General features: G+C 31.5%; 24 protein-coding genes. 5 read left to right on the top strand and 19 right to left on the bottom strand.

All coding sequences use genetic code 11. From position 1 onward, the window contains the following. Nucleotides 1-32 precede the first annotated feature (32 nt). The 8 genes from ACHRV0_RS01410 to ruvC all read right to left on the bottom strand — a co-directional run bounded on the left by ACHRV0_RS01410 (nucleotide 33) and on the right by ruvC (nucleotide 5,291). A complete protein-coding gene (locus ACHRV0_RS01410) occupies nucleotides 33-752 on the bottom strand; it encodes a PH domain-containing protein (RefSeq protein ID WP_395439674.1) in 720 nt (239 codons plus the stop codon). 108 nt (nucleotides 753-860) lie between these two features. After that, a complete protein-coding gene (locus ACHRV0_RS01405) occupies nucleotides 861-1,229 on the bottom strand; it encodes an MmcQ/YjbR family DNA-binding protein (RefSeq protein ID WP_395439673.1) in 369 nt (122 codons plus the stop codon). Nucleotides 1,230-1,235: 6 nt separating this feature from the next. Beyond that, nucleotides 1,236-1,586 carry a DUF4260 domain-containing protein gene (locus tag ACHRV0_RS01400; protein ID WP_395439672.1) on the bottom strand — a complete coding sequence of 117 codons (351 nt, stop codon included), beginning with the start codon at nucleotides 1,584-1,586 and terminating at the stop codon, nucleotides 1,236-1,238. After that, nucleotides 1,583-1,984 carry a GNAT family N-acetyltransferase gene (locus tag ACHRV0_RS01395; RefSeq protein ID WP_395439671.1) on the bottom strand — a complete coding sequence of 134 codons (402 nt, stop codon included), beginning with the start codon at nucleotides 1,982-1,984 and terminating at the stop codon, nucleotides 1,583-1,585. The genes ACHRV0_RS01400 and ACHRV0_RS01395 overlap by 4 nt, the downstream gene beginning before the upstream one ends. 157 nt (nucleotides 1,985-2,141) lie before the next feature. Beyond that, nucleotides 2,142-2,894, bottom strand: coding sequence for a cyclase family protein (locus ACHRV0_RS01390; protein ID WP_395439670.1), 753 nt, complete (start codon nucleotides 2,892-2,894; stop codon nucleotides 2,142-2,144). A gap of 87 nt (nucleotides 2,895-2,981) precedes the next feature. After that, nucleotides 2,982-4,133 (bottom strand): radical SAM family heme chaperone HemW, encoded by a 1,152-nt coding sequence (hemW, locus tag ACHRV0_RS01385; protein WP_395439669.1) that lies wholly within the window; start codon nucleotides 4,131-4,133, stop codon nucleotides 2,982-2,984. A 116-nt stretch (nucleotides 4,134-4,249) separates the two neighbouring features. Then, on the bottom strand, nucleotides 4,250-4,621 hold the full coding sequence (locus tag ACHRV0_RS01380) for a four helix bundle protein (protein WP_395440131.1): 372 nt from the start codon (nucleotides 4,619-4,621) through the stop codon (nucleotides 4,250-4,252). Nucleotides 4,622-4,736: 115 nt separating this feature from the next. Then, the gene (ruvC, locus tag ACHRV0_RS01375; protein ID WP_089052719.1) at nucleotides 4,737-5,291 is read right to left on the bottom strand and encodes a crossover junction endodeoxyribonuclease RuvC; all 555 of its coding nucleotides are present in this window, start codon (nucleotides 5,289-5,291) and stop codon (nucleotides 4,737-4,739) included. 104 nt (nucleotides 5,292-5,395) lie between these two features. Here ruvC and ACHRV0_RS01370 point away from each other — a divergent pair, with 104 nt between their 5' ends. Beyond that, nucleotides 5,396-6,340, top strand: a complete 945-nt coding sequence (locus tag ACHRV0_RS01370) for a hypothetical protein (RefSeq protein WP_395439668.1) — start codon at nucleotides 5,396-5,398, stop codon at nucleotides 6,338-6,340. After that, entirely contained in the window at nucleotides 6,337-7,440 is a 1,104-nt protein-coding gene (locus ACHRV0_RS01365; protein ID WP_395439667.1) for a glycosyltransferase, read from the top strand. Before ACHRV0_RS01370 ends, ACHRV0_RS01365 begins: the two co-directional genes overlap by 4 nt. 17 nt (nucleotides 7,441-7,457) lie before the next feature. Here ACHRV0_RS01365 and ACHRV0_RS01360 read toward each other — a convergent pair whose 3' ends face one another. Further along, nucleotides 7,458-7,943, bottom strand: a complete 486-nt coding sequence (locus ACHRV0_RS01360) for a hypothetical protein (RefSeq protein ID WP_089052473.1) — start codon at nucleotides 7,941-7,943, stop codon at nucleotides 7,458-7,460. A 48-nt stretch (nucleotides 7,944-7,991) separates the two neighbouring features. Further along, the gene (locus ACHRV0_RS01355; RefSeq protein ID WP_129022639.1) at nucleotides 7,992-8,222 is read right to left on the bottom strand and encodes a hypothetical protein; all 231 of its coding nucleotides are present in this window, start codon (nucleotides 8,220-8,222) and stop codon (nucleotides 7,992-7,994) included. A 202-nt stretch (nucleotides 8,223-8,424) separates the two neighbouring features. Between ACHRV0_RS01355 and ACHRV0_RS01350 the strand changes: the two genes are divergently transcribed. Further along, nucleotides 8,425-8,925: a DUF456 domain-containing protein gene (locus ACHRV0_RS01350; RefSeq protein ID WP_129052899.1), complete on the top strand. Its 501-nt coding sequence runs from the start codon at nucleotides 8,425-8,427 to the stop codon at nucleotides 8,923-8,925. 271 nt (nucleotides 8,926-9,196) lie between these two features. Further along, nucleotides 9,197-9,799: a DUF937 domain-containing protein gene (locus ACHRV0_RS01345; protein ID WP_395439666.1), complete on the top strand. Its 603-nt coding sequence runs from the start codon at nucleotides 9,197-9,199 to the stop codon at nucleotides 9,797-9,799. Between the two features lie 63 nt (nucleotides 9,800-9,862). Here ACHRV0_RS01345 and ACHRV0_RS01340 read toward each other — a convergent pair whose 3' ends face one another. The 5 genes from ACHRV0_RS01340 to ACHRV0_RS01320 all read right to left on the bottom strand — a co-directional run bounded on the left by ACHRV0_RS01340 (nucleotide 9,863) and on the right by ACHRV0_RS01320 (nucleotide 14,750). Beyond that, complete coding sequence (locus ACHRV0_RS01340; protein ID WP_089052477.1) at nucleotides 9,863-10,771, bottom strand: pseudouridine synthase; 909 nt, start codon at nucleotides 10,769-10,771, stop codon at nucleotides 9,863-9,865. A gap of 209 nt (nucleotides 10,772-10,980) precedes the next feature. Further along, nucleotides 10,981-11,937: a geranylgeranylglycerol-phosphate geranylgeranyltransferase gene (locus tag ACHRV0_RS01335; protein WP_395439665.1), complete on the bottom strand. Its 957-nt coding sequence runs from the start codon at nucleotides 11,935-11,937 to the stop codon at nucleotides 10,981-10,983. A 61-nt stretch (nucleotides 11,938-11,998) separates the two neighbouring features. After that, nucleotides 11,999-12,589, bottom strand: coding sequence for a DUF502 domain-containing protein (locus tag ACHRV0_RS01330; protein WP_129023876.1), 591 nt, complete (start codon nucleotides 12,587-12,589; stop codon nucleotides 11,999-12,001). A 73-nt stretch (nucleotides 12,590-12,662) separates the two neighbouring features. Continuing rightward, on the bottom strand, nucleotides 12,663-13,601 hold the full coding sequence (locus ACHRV0_RS01325; protein ID WP_395439664.1) for a mevalonate kinase: 939 nt from the start codon (nucleotides 13,599-13,601) through the stop codon (nucleotides 12,663-12,665). 48 nt (nucleotides 13,602-13,649) lie between these two features. Further along, nucleotides 13,650-14,750 carry a diphosphomevalonate/mevalonate 3,5-bisphosphate decarboxylase family protein gene (locus ACHRV0_RS01320; protein WP_395439663.1) on the bottom strand — a complete coding sequence of 367 codons (1,101 nt, stop codon included), beginning with the start codon at nucleotides 14,748-14,750 and terminating at the stop codon, nucleotides 13,650-13,652. A gap of 152 nt (nucleotides 14,751-14,902) precedes the next feature. Here ACHRV0_RS01320 and ACHRV0_RS01315 point away from each other — a divergent pair, with 152 nt between their 5' ends. Further along, nucleotides 14,903-15,379: a TspO/MBR family protein gene (locus tag ACHRV0_RS01315; RefSeq protein ID WP_395439662.1), complete on the top strand. Its 477-nt coding sequence runs from the start codon at nucleotides 14,903-14,905 to the stop codon at nucleotides 15,377-15,379. Between the two features lie 33 nt (nucleotides 15,380-15,412). Here the strand turns inward: ACHRV0_RS01315 and ACHRV0_RS01310 are convergent, their stop codons facing one another. The 4 genes from ACHRV0_RS01310 to ACHRV0_RS01295 all read right to left on the bottom strand — a co-directional run bounded on the left by ACHRV0_RS01310 (nucleotide 15,413) and on the right by ACHRV0_RS01295 (nucleotide 18,394). After that, nucleotides 15,413-16,120, bottom strand: a complete 708-nt coding sequence (locus ACHRV0_RS01310) for a hypothetical protein (RefSeq protein WP_395439661.1) — start codon at nucleotides 16,118-16,120, stop codon at nucleotides 15,413-15,415. Nucleotides 16,121-16,131: 11 nt separating this feature from the next. Then, the gene (locus tag ACHRV0_RS01305; protein ID WP_395439660.1) at nucleotides 16,132-16,884 is read right to left on the bottom strand and encodes a carboxypeptidase-like regulatory domain-containing protein; all 753 of its coding nucleotides are present in this window, start codon (nucleotides 16,882-16,884) and stop codon (nucleotides 16,132-16,134) included. 6 nt (nucleotides 16,885-16,890) lie between these two features. Next, nucleotides 16,891-17,643, bottom strand: coding sequence for a carboxypeptidase-like regulatory domain-containing protein (locus ACHRV0_RS01300; RefSeq protein ID WP_395439659.1), 753 nt, complete (start codon nucleotides 17,641-17,643; stop codon nucleotides 16,891-16,893). Nucleotides 17,644-17,716: 73 nt separating this feature from the next. Further along, on the bottom strand, nucleotides 17,717-18,394 hold the full coding sequence (locus ACHRV0_RS01295; protein ID WP_395439658.1) for an MBL fold metallo-hydrolase: 678 nt from the start codon (nucleotides 18,392-18,394) through the stop codon (nucleotides 17,717-17,719). Nucleotides 18,395-18,428 lie beyond the last annotated feature (34 nt).

Genomic DNA, 18,428 nt, shown 5'->3' with positions numbered 1-18,428 from the left:
TTATTTGAGACAAAGTCAAAAGACTTTAAGACTTACATATAACTTAAAATCTCTTTTTTGAAAGTATCGTATTCACCTTGCATGATTAAACCATTATCAAGAAGTTTTTTGTAATTCTGTAATTTGTCAAAAAGCTCTTCTTTAGATAAATCAGCTAATTTGCGTTCGCCGGCAGGCTGACTTGGTTGAGTTGGAAGCGGTTCGAATGTTTCAGTATAAGTTGGTGCCGCTGGTAAAATTTCAGCAAAACTCGTTACTTCTTCCGTTTCAACTTCTTCAACCTCTTCAACTTCATCGATTTCTTCTTCGTATTCTGGCTCAACAATTTCTTCAACTGGTGTTGCCGTTACAACTGGATTTTTTAAAATATCTAATTGCTCTTTAGCATAAGTGAAAATCTTTCTAGCCTGAATTTTCGGAATATAATCTATAGAAGCTTGAATATCTGTTTTAGTAGAAAAAGAAAATTCTGAACCCAAAATATTTTCTTTTACAAAAGTACCAACGATTTCATCCCAAGTATAATCTGTAAAATCCATCGAAAGACCTAAGTTTTTAGGCTTACAAATAATAATACGTTTGTTTGTTAATACTATGCTATCAGGAAAAACAGTAATTGCAGGTTTTTTTTGAACGGCTATATATCCAACTTCTTCACCTTTCATCAATAAATCTGTAAGTTTTGAAGTGATTTTTTCAATCGCTTTTGGATCTTGTTCTTCGTTCAGAAATTTTTTAAATTGTTCTTTCATATTTTTATAAGTTGCTAAGTTACACAGTAACTGAGTTGCTAAGTTTTTTTCTTACCGTGCAAATGTAATGCCTAATTTTCTAATTGCTCCGCCAGTTCGGTAAAAAAATTACCTCGGGTCGATAATTTCGTTCTGAATTTTCTTTGTCAAACTTTTGAAAACCAATTCGTACGAATGATCAATTAATTCCTTTACGAATTTAATGGGTAAATTTCCATTTAAAGCAACCGTATTCCAGTGCACTTTACTCATATGGAATCCGGGGTGTATTTCATCGTATTCGGCTCTAAGTTCCTGTGCACGTTCAGGATCACATTTTAAATTCACCGATTGTTCGTTTTTCTCCCATTGTGATAGAGAAGATAAAGCAAACATTTTTCCTCCCACTTTAAAAACCAAAGTATCTTCATCAAAAGGAAAATGTTCACTTACACCTTTTTTTGAAAGACAATATTCATAAAACGTTTCTAAATTCATAATTTCTTATTTACCAATTTCACCTAAATGTGTGTATTTAAATCCTTTTTCATGTTTCAATCCATAACCAAATATTCGATCCATTGCCGAATGTGAAAATAAAATAATTCCAGCTAATTGAATACTTTCAATGCTGAAATAACATCCTAAACCATAAATTAAAAGTGCAATTCCTTTATGATGAAAAAGATTGTACAGAAATGCACCAGTTTTATTCCCCAAAGCATATCCAATCATAGATAGATCTGGAGCTAGAATTAAAACTAAAAACCACCACCATTCATAACTTAACCGGTTAAAAAGAAAAATTCCGAAAATAAATAAAGCCGCTTCTTCGAGTTTTAAGACTGTTTTCATTTGATTATTTTTTCCATCATTTTTTCAGGATGATTCAGTTTTGTAAATCCAAATTTCTCGTATAAAAAATGAGCATCGCTAGTTGCTAATCGCCAAAGCTTGACATTTTGAAGCTGCGGTTCGTTTATCATTGTTTCAATTAAAATCGAAGAATATCCTTTTCCACGGTGTTCTTCTGTAATAAAAACGTCCATTACATAAGCAAAAACAATATAATCGGTAATCACGCGCGCAAAACCAATTTGTTTGTCGTTTAAATAGATTCCAAAACAAAATGAAGCATCGATTGTAGTCTGCACTTCTTCAATAGTTCTCGGTGCCGCCCAATAAATAGCTGCCAAAAAGTTTTGAATAAACGCAATGTCAAGTTTTGTTTTATCTGTTGAAACAGTAATCATAGTTTATTGTTTTTTGCCACAAATTGTACAAATTTTCACGAATTTCTTTTTATTCTGCCACAGATTAAAGTATTAAAATGATTCAATCTGTGTAAATCTTCTAATCTGTGGCAAAAAAGTTTAATTAGTGTAAATTTGTGTAATTCGTGGCAAATTTTTAAATTTTATATAAAATTGGTTTTGATGGACTTGCGTCATTTTCAAACGAAGCGATTTGAAGATTTAGTATATAATCACCATCTTCAATTTCATCTGGAACATAAATCATTTCAGTAATTGTAGCATTCAGACGTGCATCAGAATTTAGATTATGCGTGTCTTTTACGTTCCAAAATGCTTTGTGAGCCAATAATTTTCCTTCGTCATGTTCTTTGTCAACGCTTGGTAAATCGATCAATAAATGCTGAATTTCGCTTTCGCGGATAAATACTGCAGCTTCTTCAGACAAATAAGGCGGATTTGTATTCGAATATTTTCTTGATTTCTTTTCCTTTTGATTTGGAAGTGTTCTAATAATTAAAGCCTCACTTGTCACATTGAGCGAAGTCGAAATGTGTTCTTTCGTAATCACATAATCATCTCCAATTTTATCAGGTTCAATCGTAATCAATTTAGCAAAAAAGAAAAACTGTTTCAGTGATTGATTAATACTGTAAAAATCATTCGTAATATGTCCTAAACATTCCGTGTGCGTTCCATGCCCATGCGGATTGAAGAAAATGTTATTAAAATTCGTAGATGATTTTCCTTCAGAAACTTTTCCAATCCAGTCTCCAAAAATAACAGGTTCAATAACTGGTTTTTCGATATACCAAGCAATCGGGTTTTCGTCTGTATTGGTCAATGGAATCGATATATCAATAGGTTTTGATAAGTCGATTTGATATTTATTGTCTAAAAGTGCAAGCATAATGGAACACGGATTTTACGGATATTCTAACGCAGATTTTACGGATTTATCAGCGTTGCTTGCATCCGTTTTATCAGCGTTCAATTTTTATTCTTCCAAATTTAAATAAAATAAATCTGAAGCAATTCCATCCGTTAAAAATTTTCCTTTTGGAGTTGGTTTTAAAATGTTGTTTTCAATAGAAAGTAAATCGTCATCTAAAAATTTCTGAGACTGTTTTTTGAGATAATTCAAATATTCCAAACCAAATTCCTTTTCAATACGATCTAAAGAAACGCCCCAAATGGTTCGTAATCCCGTCATTATATATTCGTTATAACGATCTGAAATGGTCAAAATTTCCGTTTCTATTGGAAGTTCATTGTTTTGAATAGCTTTTAAATACAATGAATTATTGGCAATATTCCAGCCTCTTTTTTCGCCGTCATAACTGTGTGCCGAAGGTCCGATTCCGATATATTTTTTCCCCAGCCAGTAAGCCGAATTGTTTTTGGAGAAGTAATTCTCTTTTCCAAAATTGGATAATTCGTAATGAATAAACCCATTTTTCTGGAGCGTATCCACCAAAATCATAAAATGATTCGAAGCCGCTTCGTCTTGCGGTTCAGCAATTTTACCAGTTTGAATTAATTTGCTTAAGGCCGTTTTTGGTTCAACCGTTAAAGCGTAGCTTGAAATATGTGGAATACCAAAACTTAAAGCTGTTTCAATATTTTGTTTCCACATTTCGTCAGTCATTCCCGGAATGCCGTAAATCAAATCAAGCGATATATTATCAAAATACTTCGTTGCTTCTTCCAAACATTTTTTGGCTTCCGCCGAATTATGAGCGCGATTCATCATCTTCAAATCTTCTTCATAAAAAGACTGAATCCCGATGCTTAATCTATTTATAGGGCTTTTAGATAATTCTAGAATTCGTTCAGCAGACAGGTCATCTGGATTAGCTTCAAGTGTAATTTCTGGATTTTCGACAACTTTATAGTTTTTATAAACTTCAGAAATTAAAAAGTTTATTTCGTCATTTGATAAAACTGAAGGAGTTCCTCCGCCGAAATAGATGGTTTCAATTTCGTTGTCACTTCGAGCGGAGTCGAGAAGCTCATTTTTGCGCATGGCAATTTCTTTAGCCAAAGCCAAAACCATCTCGTCTTTCTTTTTCATCGAAGTAGAAAAATGAAAGTCGCAGTAATGACAAGCCTGTTTGCAGAAAGGAATATGTATGTAGATACCGCTCATTTTTTAGTGTTCAGTGTTCAGGATTTAGTGTTCAGATTTTAGTGATCAGTGGTCAGGTTTTTGGTGTTCAGTTTTTTACCAATTTACAAACTGAACACCAAAAACCTGACCACTGATTACTCTTTCCTGACTCCAAACTTCTCTGGGTTTAAAAGCATATAGTTTAATAATTTACCTATTTCAATACTTTCAGATAAAAGTTCATTATAGTATTCGTTTGAAATATATTTACAAGCAAAAGCAAATTCAAGCCAAACTTGTGTCTCAGAATTTTCGCCATCAGAATCGGTTAATTTACTGTAAAAATGTTTTGGATAAATGCGTTTTCTGTAAGCTTCGGCAATAGTAACTGGAACACTTCTAGATGAGCGTCTTATCTGATCGGTTAATGAAAAGGTTTCTTCTTTTGGAAACTGTTTTGTAATATTGAATATCTTCATTGCTAAAGAAAAAGACTTTTTGTAAGCTAATAAATCTTGAAATCTCATCATTTTTTTATTCACAACGATTTTTCTGTGGGGAAATTACCAACAAAATAATAATTATTTTCGATCTAATAATTGAATACTAAGAACTGATCACTAAAAATCTGACCACTGATCACTATTTTTTCACTCGTTCCTCATTTTGTTTCACAAAAGCGTCCCAACCTGAATAACTTTTCCCAGCAACGACTTTTCCTGAATTAAAGAAATGACAAACTGCAGCTGCCAAACCATCTGTTGAATCTAGGTTTTTAGGTAATTCTTTTAGACCTAAAAGCTGTTGAAGCATTTTGGCAACCTGTTCTTTACTGGCATTTCCGTTTCCAGTAATCGCCATTTTTATTTTTTTTGGTTCGTATTCAGTAATAGGAATATCTCTCGAAAGTCCTGCTGCCATTGCAACGCCTTGTGCACGTCCTAGTTTTAACATCGATTGAACGTTTTTGCCAAAGAAAGGCGCTTCAATTGCAATTTCGTCTGGATGATGCGTTTCGATTAATTCTATAGTACGTTCAAAAATAATTTTTAGTTTTTGGTAATGATTGTCGTATTTGGACAATTGCAATTCGTTTAATTGCAAAAACTCCATTTTTTTATTGATAACTTTTATCAGTCCAAAACCCATAATTGTGGTTCCAGGGTCAATACCTAATATGATGCGTTCTTTTGTCAAGTGTTTTTTGTTTCAAGTTTCAAGTTTCAAGTTTTTTGAAAATCAAAACGATTCATTTTCTCATTTTCAAATTGCCACATTTCCAAATTGATTACTTTTGCGGCATGATTTCAATTCCTCACAAAGCTAAGCAATTCCTTGTTCTTCTAGTCAAACTTTTGATTGTAGGCGGTGCATTTTATTTTATTTACAATCAGCTGGCTAACAATGACAAATTAGACTGGAATAAGTTTATTGTTTTGTTCAAAAAAAATCAGTCGGTTTTAGGGGTTTCGTTTATTTTGCTTTTGAGCGTTTTGAATCGTTATTTTGAAATTTTAAAATGGCAGAATCTGGCTAAAGTAATTCATGAAATCTCTGTTTACGAATCTACAAAACAGGTTTTGGCCGCTTTAACCGCAGGAATTTTTACACCAAATGGAGTAGGAGAGTACGCTGGAAAAGCATTGTATTATCCGAAATCTGATGCAAAAAAAGTAGTTTTCTTGAACTTAATCTGCAATGGAATCCAAATGATTTTAACGATCATTTTTGGGATTTTCGGATTGCTGTATTTCAATGCACAATTTAATGTAATAACGACAAAAACGGTTTTAATTTTGTTTGGAGGGTTTTTACTGATTTTGGTTATTTTATTTTCGATAAAAAAAATAAAAGTAAAAGGATATTCAATTGAAAAACTGATTCATAAAATCAATGAAATTCCAAAGTCAATTCACCAAAAAAACATCTTTTTGGGTATTTGTCGTTATTTGGTTTTTTCACATCAATACTACTTTTTGTTTTTAGGTTTTGATGTCGATTTGCCTTATTTAACTCTGATGGCAGCGATTACGTCAGTTTATTTTCTGGCTTCTTCATTGCCAACATTTCAATTTTTAGATTTTGCTGTGAAAGGAAGTGTTGCTATTTACTTCTTCGGAATCCTGGGCGTAAATGAGTGGATTGTAATTTTTATAAGCACGTTAATGTGGTTTCTAAACGTTGTTTTGCCAGTAGTTTTGGGAAGTTACTTTGTATTGAATTTTAAAACTAAAACAGCAGAATGATTTTTGCGTTATTCGCGATAGCAGCAATTTATATTTTTAGCATTAGTTTACTTGTTTATGGTTTTTTTGAAGTAAAGCAATATCAAAAAACAGATTTAAGTGCAAAAACAAACTTTACGATTATAGTTCCGTTTCGAAATGAGAAAGAAAATCTTCCGCATCTTCTACAGAGTTTTTCAAATCTAAATTATCCAAAAGATTTATTCGAAGTAATTTTAGTCGATGATTCTTCAAATGAAAAGTTTCAAGTTTCACATTTTACATTTCACATTTTACAAATAGAAAATATCCGAATTTCAAATTCTCCCAAAAAAGACGCGATTACAACTGCAATGCAGCATGTAAAAAAGGATTGGGTTATTACAACAGATGCGGATTGTATGGTGCCTGAAAACTGGCTTTTAACTTTTGATAATTATATTCAGGAGAATAAAGTTTCAATGCTTGCAGGAGCTGTAACTTACGAATGCGAAAATTCGTTTCTAGACCATTTTCAACAGCTAGATTTAACCAGTTTACAAGGCGCAACTATTGGAAGTTTTGGTTTGAATAAAGGTTTTATGTGTAATGGAGCTAATTTTGCCTACACAAAATCAATATTTGAAAAGCTGAACGGATTTGAAGGAAATGATAAAATTGCCAGCGGAGATGATGTTTTTTTGCTTCAAAAAGCGATTGAAAAATTCCCAGACGAGGTTCATTATTTAAAGGCTAAAGAAGCGATTGTAAGTACAAAACCAACTGAAACTTGGAAATCTTTGTTTTATCAAAGAGTACGCTGGGCTGCCAAAACAAGTTCTTATAAAAGTAATTTTGGGAAGCTTTTAGGTTTAATTGTTTTCTTTGGAAATTTGAGTTTTGTAATTGTTTTTTTCTATTTCCTATTAGGGTTTTGGTCTTATTCCGTATTTGTTTTACTTGCGTTTTTTAAGTTTTCAGTAGATTTCGTACTGCTTTATGCAACCAATAAGTTTTTATCAAAGAATAGAATAAAAAGTCTTTTGTTAAGCAGTTTGTTATATCCTTTTTTTAGTTCAACAGTAGCTTTGTACAGCTTATTTGGATCTTATGAATGGAAAGATCGACGATTTAGAAGCTAAAACTTATTTTAAGAAAACTATTTCTCGTCTTTTGCTTTAAGAATAACAGGTAAAATAAATTGTGTTTTTACTGGAATACCGCGTTTTATAGCAGGATTTATTTTTGGGAAATTAACTAAACGTGCGTGAAGAATACTGTCAATTTTTATAGTATCATAAGCAACAGAATCTTTAGGAAACTGAGGTTCAAATTTCATAACAGCATTTGGAAAAATGGTTACTTTTACCTCAATAGTATCGAGTTCAGGATACATTATGGATAAGCTGTCGACATTTAATTTTTCTTGAATTAGAGTTGACATAACATCAAAAAAACACTTTTGGCGCTGTTTTTTATCGGTGATTTTTTCACAGTCAGCCACCGTTGGATATTCATCAACTTCTTTCCAGTTTATAGATTTTAATTCTTTTTGAAGCAATTCTTTTTCAGACGGAACCTGCTTCTCAAAATATTGACAAGAATTAAAAAAAAGAATAATTAAAAGAAGGAAAAAATGTTTCAAGATTATGACGTTGTATTGAACAATGAAAAATAGGGTGTAAAAATACGATTATTTTTTTTGAGAAGCTTTGTATTGAAGATAATCTTCATAGCGCTCTGAAAGCCATTGTTCTTTGTTTTGTTCTGCAACTTGCTTTTGGTCAGGATATAAGTGAGCAAGGCGATCAGAAAAAGCGGCAATTCTAACGGTGTAATTGTAAAATTCTGTTTTACTCAGAACAATATTAGGATCGTTTTTTCGATTAAAAAATTCGAAGAAAAGCGTATCAAATTCTTTCATTGAGAAATTTTGAACTTTTTTCTTATTACTTTTATAAATGCTGTCCTGAAGAAATTGATCTTCAGGTGAAAGTTTTTTTGTTTGCGCGCATAAATTTATGCTGATGAAAAAAAACAGAATTAAAAAAACAATAAATTGTGAGAGACGATTCATTTACTAATTTCGCTGCAAGTTTGTAAGCACAAAATTACAAAAAAAATATATGGATTTATTATTGTTGACGCTTGGTTTTATATGTATCATCATTGGTATTTTTGGAAGTTTTTTACCTGTTTTGCCCGGTTTGTCAAGTTGTTGGGTTGGTCTGCTTTTATTGTATTTAACAAAAGCTGTTGAGAATAATTATTGGGTATTAGGAATTACATTGCTGCTGACCGTAATTATTACAGTTTTAGATTATATAATTCCTGCTAAGGGAACGAAAAAATTTGGAGGCAGTTCTTACGGAGTTTGGGGAACTAATATTGGACTGGTGGTTGGAATTCTTGCACCTATTCCGTTTGGTGTCATTATTGGTCCTTTTGTTGGTGCTTTAGTAGGAGAAATGCTTTATGATTCTAAAAATCATCAACGTGCTTTTAAAGCAGCTACGGGTTCACTTCTTGGCTTTTTAGCTTCTAGTTTTATAAACTTTATGTTTTGTATGATTTATCTAGGTATTTTCATAACGATAGTTTGGCAGAATCGTTCATTATTGTTTTAAATGTTAAAATTTATTTAAGCTTTTTCTTATTTTTTGATTTTTCTTGATTATTTTCTTAAAATTTTATTTTTTAGCTTGCTTCTCAAGGCTTTATGTTTATTGAGACTTGCGCTATTTTTTATAAATGCGTATAAATGTCATCGGTAAAATTTTAACTAATTTTTTGGATATGTTAGAATATTTTATATTTTTATCACGATAAACGATAAAAAGCCTCACTTTGTCGATTATTTTGAATGACTTTAAATAATTATTTTAATAAGTTAATAGTATGACCCCTAACCTACAAATTGAACTTAGACGTTTTATTTCTTCTAATGTTGTTTCAAAGCTTAACAAATTTTATTTTGAAAATGATGCACTTTTAATAAAAGGAATTGATGTTTCAATAGGTACAGTTTTAATGGGGCTGTACAATAAAGCCGAAGAATCTGGTTTTTATAAAGATATTGTATCGCTTATTGAAGATGATTCGACTTTTTATCAAGAAGTAGATTTTAATTCAGGGAGAATATTATCAGTAGATGACTGTTACCGTATAGAAGGAAATGTTTTGTTGAAAGAAATTTTTACGAATAAAAAGGGAAGAATTTCTGAAATGATATCGAATGAAGTTGGTATTAAAAGCGAAACAGCCCGAGAAATTCTTAATTTTTCAGCTCTTTTAGTTATCTCGTATCTTAAAAATAATCTGCAATTACTGGATAGTTTAAAATTACTATTAGAAGAACAAAAAAGAGATATCTTAAACAGTATTCAGCCGGGAATAAAAATAATTCTAGGATTTTCATGTTATGAAAACGTTGAAGATAAAAACCAAAATATTGGAAGATCTATTTTTACACTTTTTGGGCATAACTTTTTTGCATTCTAAAAAAAAATCCCGTCTTACAAAGTAAAACAGGATTTGATATTTTTAAACCATTTTGAAAATGTATTAAGCATTTTTCAAATTGATAACTTCTTGGTCTGTTAAGAAACGCCAGTTTCCTCTTGGCAGATTCTTTTTAGTTAAACCGGCAAAAGATACGCGGTCTATACGAAGCACATCATAATCAAAATGTTCAAAAATGGCACGAACCACTTTTACATTTGATGAGCGTAATTTAAGACCCACTTCGCTTTTTGCTTCTTTTTCGATGTAGCTTATTTCTTCAACAAAAACACGGTGTCCGTCAAGAACTAAACCTTTGCTGATTTTTTCTAAATCTTCAAATTTTAGATTTTTATCTAAAGAAACCTGATAGATTTTTGACGATTTCTGACTTGGTAAAGTAAATTTACGAATCATATCAGTATCGTTTGTAAACAACAGTAATCCTGTTGTGTTTTTGTCCATTCTTCCTACAGGTGCAATTTTTGCAGTTGTAGAACCACGAACAAGTTCTAGAACGTTACGATATTCCTGCCCTTCATCAAGTGCAGTTGTAAAGTTTTTAGGTTTATTTAATAAAATGTATTCCTTTTTTTCAGGAGTTAAAGTAACACCGTCAAAGTTTACAACATCATTTAATTTTACTAAATAACCCATTTCTGTAACTGGAACGCCGTTTACTTTAACGTTTCCAGACTGAATATATATATCAGCATCACGACGAGAGCAAACTCCTGAGTTTGAGATATATTTATTCAAACGAATCTCATCAGAGGCTTTCTGTCTTTTTGGTGCCTGATTTTGTTTCTTAATTTTTTGCTCCGCAGCTTCTTGTGCCGCTTTAACTTCAGGCTTCACTTTTTTCGGCCCTTGAGCACGTTTCGCCATAGGAGGTTTTGGCTTGCTAGAGTTTGATCTTGAGCTGTTTGGTCTAGATCCGCCTCTTTTATTATTGCCTTCCTTATTGTTCATAAATTCTGTAATTTGTGCAAAGATAGTTTTTTCTGCCCAATTAATCTTAAGTTCTATGTTCTTAGATTAATAGCAATAAAATTTTAGTTGATTTAAAGCATAATAAGCAGCTTTTTTTAGCTAAAATTTCCTGTTTTCCGTTCTGCATATTTTATTTTTTGAATTGGAAAATAAATAGATTTCCATTTTAAACCTGTTTGAACCAACTTTTAGTAATTAGAGATCAATTCACGTCCGTGCCACAAAACACTTGGATTGATCAAAACGATGCAAAAAACTCCCGAAACGATCAAGAATTTTAAAACATTATGCAGCAGTAAAAATTGTTCTTTAGAGTTTGATTTCCACAGATAAAGCAGGAAAAACAATAAAACAATAAAACAGGTGTAAAAGTAAATATCCATATAGCCAACATCATAAATATTGACTAGAATATAAACCGGAATTACCGTTAAAAACGTCAAAATGGTAATGATCTGTTTAGATACCCTTTCGTTATAAATAATCGGAATTGTGTGGTAATTATTAGCTAAATCTCCTTTTAGATTTTCTAAGTCTTTTATCATTTCTCTAATCAAAAGCAGTAAAAATAAGAACATTGCGTGCGCCGAAATTACCGCAAAATGACTTCTGTGATTTTCAATTTCTTCAAATGAAATCGAATTGTAGAAATACAATAAAATGGCAAAAAAAGGAATAACAGCCATAAATGCAGCAGTTAAATTGCCTATAATGGGGTATCTTTTTATTTTATGAGAGTAAAACCAGATTATAAAAATATAAGCAGAAAAAAATAAAAAAGCCCGCCAAGAAACTATAAAAGCCATTAAGGCAGCTAAAAAATTTAAACTAAAATAGACTGATAATTTGGTTTTTTGACTAACCAATCGATCCAGCATTGATTTGTTGGGTCTGTTTATTAAGTCTTTTTGACTGTCGTAAAAATTATTAATAATATAACCTGAGGCGATTGTTACGGCAGATGCAAAGACTATTAGGAATAAATTGAAATCAAGCAGAATGTCGAGTGCTCTTTTTTCTGGTGCTAAAATAAAAATTGCTGATAAATACTGTGCCAGAATAATAATTGGAATGTTGTAACCGCGAACGACAGAGAACAAACTTACAATTTTCATTAATAAAAGTTTGTGTTGTCTGCTTAACATGAGTTATAGGGGGATTGATTAGATTTAGGGGAAGTTAAAAGTTATTTTTTGATTCTGAAATTTAGAGTTTGTTTTTTAACAATTCTTTAGAGCCATAACCTAATTTTCGAATGCAGGCTAGCGCTTGTTTTTGTGTAATTTGGATGTCTGTAATGTCTTTTTTTTCAACAAAAACTACTGATCCGCTCCACGGATTTGGTGCATCTGGAATAAAAACTGTAAATTGATTTTCATTTATCTGCTCTATTAAAAAAGCAAATTGCAAACCAGCATCGGTAGGAACTAGAATTACTTTTAAGTCTTCATTAGATTCAAATCCTAAAATATTTTCATTCATGCTTTTCATAAATGAATAACCTGGAACGAAGCTCAAAATACCATCTTCTAATTTCTGAATCAGCTTTTTAGCATTTGCCGTTTTTGCTAATACTCCGGCAATAAAACAAATAAGAATTATAATCAGTATTCCAATAAGCTCTTGAATGGCGATTCCTAAAACATTTACTCTTGGTAAGTTGTTTACCAGCGGAAGTGTGGTTTTTTGAATAATACCATATCCTTTTTCTAATACAATAAGTAATACAACTAAAGGCACTAAAAATAGAATTCCTCCTAAAAAAGTTGCTTTGATAATTTTTAAAATACTTTTCATATTCAGTAACTTTTTTAGGATTAAATATTAGGAAAGTGTATTCAAATAATTATGCTTTTTAAGAAAATTAAACTTAAAATTGGTAAACTACTTCTAGCTTATAATCTTTTAAAGATGCTTTTGCACGTTCTAAATCTTCAGTAAAACCAAGAATATAGCCTCCGCCGCCAGAACCACAAAGTTTTAAGTAGTAATCGTTTGTGTCAATTCCGTTTTGCCAAATTCCGTGAAATTGCTCAGGAATCATTGGTTTAAAGTTATTTAAAACCACTTTAGAAAGCTTTTTAGTATTGGTAAACAATGATTTCATGTCTCCATGTAAAAAGTTTTCTACGCAAGCATCGGTATATTTTACAAATTGGTTTTTAAGCATCGCACGGAAACCTTTGTCTTTTAAGTTTTCCATAAAAATGCTTACCATTGGAGCAGTTTCGCCAACAATTCCAGAGTCTAATAAAAACACTGCGCCTTTTCCGTCAAAACTTTGAGTTGGAATTCCCGTTGCTTCAATGTTATCTTTAGAATTAATTAAAATTGGAATGCTCAAATAACTGTTTAATGGATCTAAACCAGAACTTTTTCCGTGGAAAAAACTCTCCATTTGAGAAAATATGTTTTTTAACTGCAATAGCTTTTCGCGAGTTAAATTCTCTAAAACGGTGATTTTGTTTGTAGCATATTTATCATAAATAGCTGCTACTAGTGCGCCGCTGCTTCCAACACCATAACCTTGCGGGATACTAGAATCGAAGTACATTCCGGTTTCGACATCATTTTTTAAAGTGTCTAAATCAAAAGTAACCAATTCAGGCTGCTGTACATGCAAAACTTCAAGGTAAGAGGCAAAGCTTGTTAAACTTCTGTTTGATGCAATAGCTTCAGCCGAAGGTTCTTCAGACTTTTTTAATGCACCGTTGTAAAAATTATAAGGAATAGAAAGTCCTTTAGAGTCGCGGATAATTCCGTATTCTCCAAAGAGTAATATTTTTGAGTAAAATAAGGGTCCTTTCATGATTTATTTTATGTCTTTCTTAAAAAATTCAACTAAAGATACGGAAAATTATAATGCAATAGTTCCTTCTCCAATTTTGTCGCAAATGTACTGACGATTCTGACAAAATACAACTAATTTGTCCTGAATAAATTGTAATACTTTTTCGGTAACGTTTTCGGGATAAAGTACATGCACATTTGCTCCCGCATCAAGCGTAAAACATACCGGAATCTGAGTTTCGTTTCTGAATTTCCAAATTGCATTTATGATTTGCAGTGTATTTGGTTTCATTAAGATAAAATACGGCATCGATGTCATCATCATGGCGTGTAAAGTCAAAGCTTCACTTTCGACAACTTTAATGAATTCGTCTAAATTTCCACTTTCAAAAATCGAAATTAACTGATCTAAGTTTTCATGAGCTTGAGCAAAACGTCTTTCAGCATAAGGATGATTATGCATTAAATCGTGACCCACTGTACTTGAGACTTGTTTCTCGCCTTTATCAACCAATAAAATTGTGTCTTGATAATTCGTGAAATTCTCATGAATTGTGTACGGAAATTCAACTCCAAATAAATCAGAGCTTCCTTCAATATTGGCTTGATTTCCCCAAACAACTACTTTTCCTTTTACACTTCGGCACGCACTTCCTGATCCTAAACGAGCCAAAAATGAAGCTTTTTGATAAAAATAATCATCTGTCATTTCAGGGTTTAGTAATTTTTCTAAACTCATAAAATTCATTGCCAGCGCCGCCATTCCTGATGCCGAAGAGGCAATTCCAGAACTGTGCGGAAATGTATTTTGGGTATCAATCGTAAAATGATAGTCTTTCAAAAATGGCAGGTAAACTTCAACTCTTTCTAGAAATTTCTGAATTTTTGGTTTGAAATCTTCTTTTGGTTTTCCTTCAAAAAGTAAATCAAAAGAAAAACTATTTGTCTCGCTGAGCGGAGTCGAAGCGTCTTTTTTCGAAAAAGCCAATTTGGTAATTGTTTTGCAATTATTCAAAGTAAAACTAACCGAAGGATTTGCCGGAATCTGATTGTCTTTTTTTCCCCAATATTTTACTAATGCAATATTGCTGGGAGCGCTCCACTCAAAGTTTCCGTTTTCGATTGTTGAAGTATATGGATTTGGAATAAAATCAGCTGCTGTAAACATGAATTATAAAATTTTGGCAAAGATAGTTTTTAAATTTTTTCACCATATAAGTAATATAAGAAAATATAAATCGGCTTTGCTAAAATGAACTTATGTTACTTATATGGTTTAAACTTTTCTTTTGACTATTTTTGAATACAAAATTTAATGAAATGAATAAATACGTAAAAATTGCAATAGCTTTATTGGTTTGTTTAGCAGTGGGATATTCTGCCAGTACAGTAACTAGACCGAGTGTTGAAAGCTGGTATCCAACAATTGTAAAACCAGTTTTTAACCCGCCAAATTGGATTTTCATGCCTGTTTGGACTTTACTTTATATTTTTATGGCAATTGCAGCGGGATTAGTTTGGGATAAAATAAAGGAACAAACCGAAAAGGTAAAAACAGCACTTCTTTTCTTTTTGATTCAATTAACGCTTAATGCGATTTGGTCGTATTTATTCTTCGGATTAAAAAATCCGCTTTTGGCTTTAATCGAAATTGTTCTTTTATGGCTGATGATTTACGAAACGTATTTAAAATTTATTAAAATCAATAAAATTTCGGGTTATTTATTAATTCCTTATCTGGCTTGGGTTGGATTTGCAACGATTTTGAATGCTAGTATTTGGTGGCTGAATAAATAATTTTTTTGTTTCAAGTTTATTAAATGATTCAACTTACTCAAGTTTTTTAAATTCTTCATTTTTAGTGTAAAGAAAATCCATAACAGCTAAAATATTTGGATTTTCCAGAAGCGTTTTCGATTTCGGATCTGAGTCGCAAAAATCAATAAAAAGCTCTTTTTCTTGAGGTTTTATTTTTAAATTTTTTATAAAGAAATCTGAAGGACAAACAGCGACAACCAGTTTCTTAAAACGGTCGTCGGCAACTTCAATTGTTTTTTTCTGCTTACCTTTTAAAGGGAATGAAACTCGAAGCGCTTCTCTAATTGAATTATCACTAACTCCTGTATTCCAGAATAAATCTTTGGCATTTTTACTAATTAATACATCTGCAACATCATCAGCACTAATCTTAACTTTATCAAATTCGACCTTATTTATTACAACTTCATTCAATTCTTCAGGTTTCAGAATCATGTTAACGAGGAGATTGTTGCTCTCAATATCTTTGGTGGTGATTTTTAATCTAGTAAAGAAGTAATCTTTCGAATAGAAAATTAAACTGTCCTGCATTTTTACCAAAATCGAGAATTCTCCTAATTCATTTGTTCTTGTACTAGTTTGTGTTGTTTTATTAATGACTTCAACATCTTTCAGAGTTAGATTTTGAGAAAGCACTTTTCCGTGAAGCACTTTTTCGGTTTGAGCAATACTAAGTTGATAAGTGAAAAAAGAAATTGTGGTAAGTAATTTTAGTTTCATTTAAAGAATTTTTAGTTTTTAATTGCGGAATTTAATTTTCTAAATTCTTCATTTTTTGCATTCAAAAAATCTGTTACAGAAAGGATATTAGGATTTTCTGAAATTATTTTAGATTGAGGATCAGCATCACAAAACTGTAGAAACAATTCTTTTTCTTCTGGCTTTAGTTTTAAATCCTTGTCAAAAAAATCGGGATTTATAGTGTTTCTAATTAGTTGAACAAATTCTATTTTTTTGATTTTTGGTTTAGGTTTTTCATTTTCTTTTTTTAATAGGTAGTAAACTTGCTTGCCCAAATAAATGAAATCGATGTCAAGTGGACCTCCTTTTACCTCATAAAAACCTTGAATTTTTAATCCTTCTTTCGGTTTGTGCGAATTTAGTTTAATTTGCAATATTTCTTCCTTACTCAGTTTAATTGAGGTAGTTTTTTTGTCTAAAATAACCACTTCATCCAATTCTTCCGCTTTTGGAATCATATCTATGATAAGATTATTGGTTTCGATTTCCTTTGCGGTAATTTTCAACCGTGCGAATAGATAATCTTTAGAGAAGAATAGTAAGCTGTCTTTTGCTTTTACTAGAATTGAAAATTCTCCACGTTCATTTGTTCTTGTACTAGTTTGAGCTGTTTTATTTATTACTTCAACTTTATTGAGAGGTGAATTATTAGAAATAACTTTTCCGTGAAGTAGTTTTTCGGTTTGTGAAATACTAAGCTGATACGTGAAAAAGGAAATTGTGGTAAGTAATTTTAGTTTCATCAAACTTTAGTTTTTAATTTCGGTTTTCAGCTTTTTAAATTCTTCATTTTTTGCATTCAAAAAATCTGTTATAGAAAGGATATTAGGATTTTCTGAAATTATTTTAGATTGAGAATCAGCATCACAAAACTGTAGAAACAATTCTTTTTCTTCTGGCTTTAGTTTTAAATCTTTGTCAAAAAAATCGGGATTTATAGTGTTTCTAATTAGTTGAACAAATTCTATTTTTTTGATTTTTGGTTTAGGTTTTTCATCTTCTTTTTTTAGTAGGTAGTAAATTTGCTTGCCGAGATAGACGAAATCGGGAGCATAGGGGTTGGGCCCAAAATCGTGATAACCTTCTATCTTTAATCCTGGCTTCGGTTTGTGGGAATTTAGTTTAATTTGCAATATTTCTTCCTTACTCAGTTTAATTGAGGTAGTTTTTTTGTCTAAAATCACCACTTCGTTCAATTCTTCCGCTTTCGGAATCATATCTATGATAAGATTATTGGTTTCGATTTCCTTTGCGGTAATTTTCAACCGTGCGAATAGATAATCTTTAGAGAAGAATAGTAAGCTGTCTTTTGCTTTTACTAGAATTGAAAATTCTCCACGTTCATTTGTTCTTGTACTAGTTTGAGCTGTTTTATTTATTACTTCAACTTTATTGAGAGGTGAATTATTAGAAATAACTTTTCCGTGAAGCACTTTTTCGGTTTGTGAAATACTAAGCTGATACGTGAAAAAAGAAATTGTGGTAAGTAATTTTACTCTCATATAGAATTAATTAGTTGAGAGTAAAATTATTAGAATAGTCTTAACGAAAACTTGTGAAATCTGTAAATTCTTGTTAATAATGTGGTTTAAGTTTTCGAACGAAACTTTCTAACTCTCCATTGTTTTTTAAAATAGGGCCATGTCCAAAACAAAGTATTTTAGGTTTTAAAGCGGCTAATTTTAAAGCGGATTTTCTATTCGTTTCTTTATCAGAGGTAAATAACTGCGGCGGTTCGTGTAAGCCGACTTTAGTTGTCAAAAGGTTCATATTTGTCATTACATCACCCACAATTAAAACGCCATCATTTTCTCTAAAAAAGGATAAATGTCCGCTGGAATGCCCTGGAGTTTCAATAACTGTGAATCCGCCAATTTGATCGCCTTCTTTTAAGGTTTGGGAAACGGGATATCCTTTTCCTGCCCAAAAGCGTTTTTGAAACTTAGAAATAATATGATTCGGATTTGGATATTCAAAAATTACATTTCCATTTTCTGCGGCAGTTTTTTCAGGTTTACTGCAGAAAAGAGGAATGTTTAGTGTCTCACAGATTATTTTAGTGCTTCCCTGATGATCGGCGTGAGCATGAGTTAAAACGTGCTTTGTTATTGATTTGTCTTTTAAGGCTTTTAAAATTATTCCGCTTGAACTTCGAATTCCGGCATCGATTAAAATATCTTCGATAACATAACAGTTGATAGCACTTCTTGGAAACAAACGAATTTGGTAAACGTCTTTGGCAATATTTTTCATTTTCTTGAATTTTAATATTGACAAAGATTTGAAT

Source organism: Flavobacterium sp. FlaQc-30 (assembly GCF_044005885.1).
Classification (GTDB): domain Bacteria; phylum Bacteroidota; class Bacteroidia; order Flavobacteriales; family Flavobacteriaceae; genus Flavobacterium.
Note: the sequence above shows the minus strand (reverse complement) of the source record. Positions and strands in the feature narration are given on the sequence as shown.

Bases quoted from the DNA above. Each gene is read 5' to 3' on its own strand.
- ACHRV0_RS01410 (WP_395439674.1), bottom strand. From the start codon at position 752: ATGAAAGAACAATTTAAAAAATTTCTGAACGAAGAACAAGATCCAAAA.
- ACHRV0_RS01405 (WP_395439673.1), bottom strand. From the start codon at position 1,229: ATGAATTTAGAAACGTTTTATGAATATTGTCTTTCAAAAAAAGGTGTA.
- ACHRV0_RS01400 (WP_395439672.1), bottom strand. From the start codon at position 1,586: ATGAAAACAGTCTTAAAACTCGAAGAAGCGGCTTTATTTATTTTCGGA.
- ACHRV0_RS01395 (WP_395439671.1), bottom strand. From the start codon at position 1,984: ATGATTACTGTTTCAACAGATAAAACAAAACTTGACATTGCGTTTATT.
- ACHRV0_RS01390 (WP_395439670.1), bottom strand. From the start codon at position 2,894: ATGCTTGCACTTTTAGACAATAAATATCAAATCGACTTATCAAAACCT.
- hemW (WP_395439669.1), bottom strand. From the start codon at position 4,133: ATGAGCGGTATCTACATACATATTCCTTTCTGCAAACAGGCTTGTCAT.
- ACHRV0_RS01380 (WP_395440131.1), bottom strand. From the start codon at position 4,621: ATGAGATTTCAAGATTTATTAGCTTACAAAAAGTCTTTTTCTTTAGCA.
- ACHRV0_RS01370 (WP_395439668.1), top strand. From the start codon at position 5,396: ATGATTTCAATTCCTCACAAAGCTAAGCAATTCCTTGTTCTTCTAGTC.
- ACHRV0_RS01365 (WP_395439667.1), top strand. From the start codon at position 6,337: ATGATTTTTGCGTTATTCGCGATAGCAGCAATTTATATTTTTAGCATT.
- ACHRV0_RS01355 (WP_129022639.1), bottom strand. From the start codon at position 8,222: ATGAAAGAATTTGATACGCTTTTCTTCGAATTTTTTAATCGAAAAAAC.
- ACHRV0_RS01350 (WP_129052899.1), top strand. From the start codon at position 8,425: ATGGATTTATTATTGTTGACGCTTGGTTTTATATGTATCATCATTGGT.
- ACHRV0_RS01345 (WP_395439666.1), top strand. From the start codon at position 9,197: ATGACCCCTAACCTACAAATTGAACTTAGACGTTTTATTTCTTCTAAT.
- ACHRV0_RS01340 (WP_089052477.1), bottom strand. From the start codon at position 10,771: ATGAACAATAAGGAAGGCAATAATAAAAGAGGCGGATCTAGACCAAAC.
- ACHRV0_RS01335 (WP_395439665.1), bottom strand. From the start codon at position 11,937: ATGTTAAGCAGACAACACAAACTTTTATTAATGAAAATTGTAAGTTTG.
- ACHRV0_RS01330 (WP_129023876.1), bottom strand. From the start codon at position 12,589: ATGAAAAGTATTTTAAAAATTATCAAAGCAACTTTTTTAGGAGGAATT.
- ACHRV0_RS01325 (WP_395439664.1), bottom strand. From the start codon at position 13,601: ATGAAAGGACCCTTATTTTACTCAAAAATATTACTCTTTGGAGAATAC.
- ACHRV0_RS01320 (WP_395439663.1), bottom strand. From the start codon at position 14,750: ATGTTTACAGCAGCTGATTTTATTCCAAATCCATATACTTCAACAATC.
- ACHRV0_RS01315 (WP_395439662.1), top strand. From the start codon at position 14,903: ATGAATAAATACGTAAAAATTGCAATAGCTTTATTGGTTTGTTTAGCA.
- ACHRV0_RS01310 (WP_395439661.1), bottom strand. From the start codon at position 16,120: ATGAAACTAAAATTACTTACCACAATTTCTTTTTTCACTTATCAACTT.
- ACHRV0_RS01305 (WP_395439660.1), bottom strand. From the start codon at position 16,884: ATGAAACTAAAATTACTTACCACAATTTCCTTTTTCACGTATCAGCTT.
- ACHRV0_RS01300 (WP_395439659.1), bottom strand. From the start codon at position 17,643: ATGAGAGTAAAATTACTTACCACAATTTCTTTTTTCACGTATCAGCTT.
- ACHRV0_RS01295 (WP_395439658.1), bottom strand. From the start codon at position 18,394: ATGAAAAATATTGCCAAAGACGTTTACCAAATTCGTTTGTTTCCAAGA.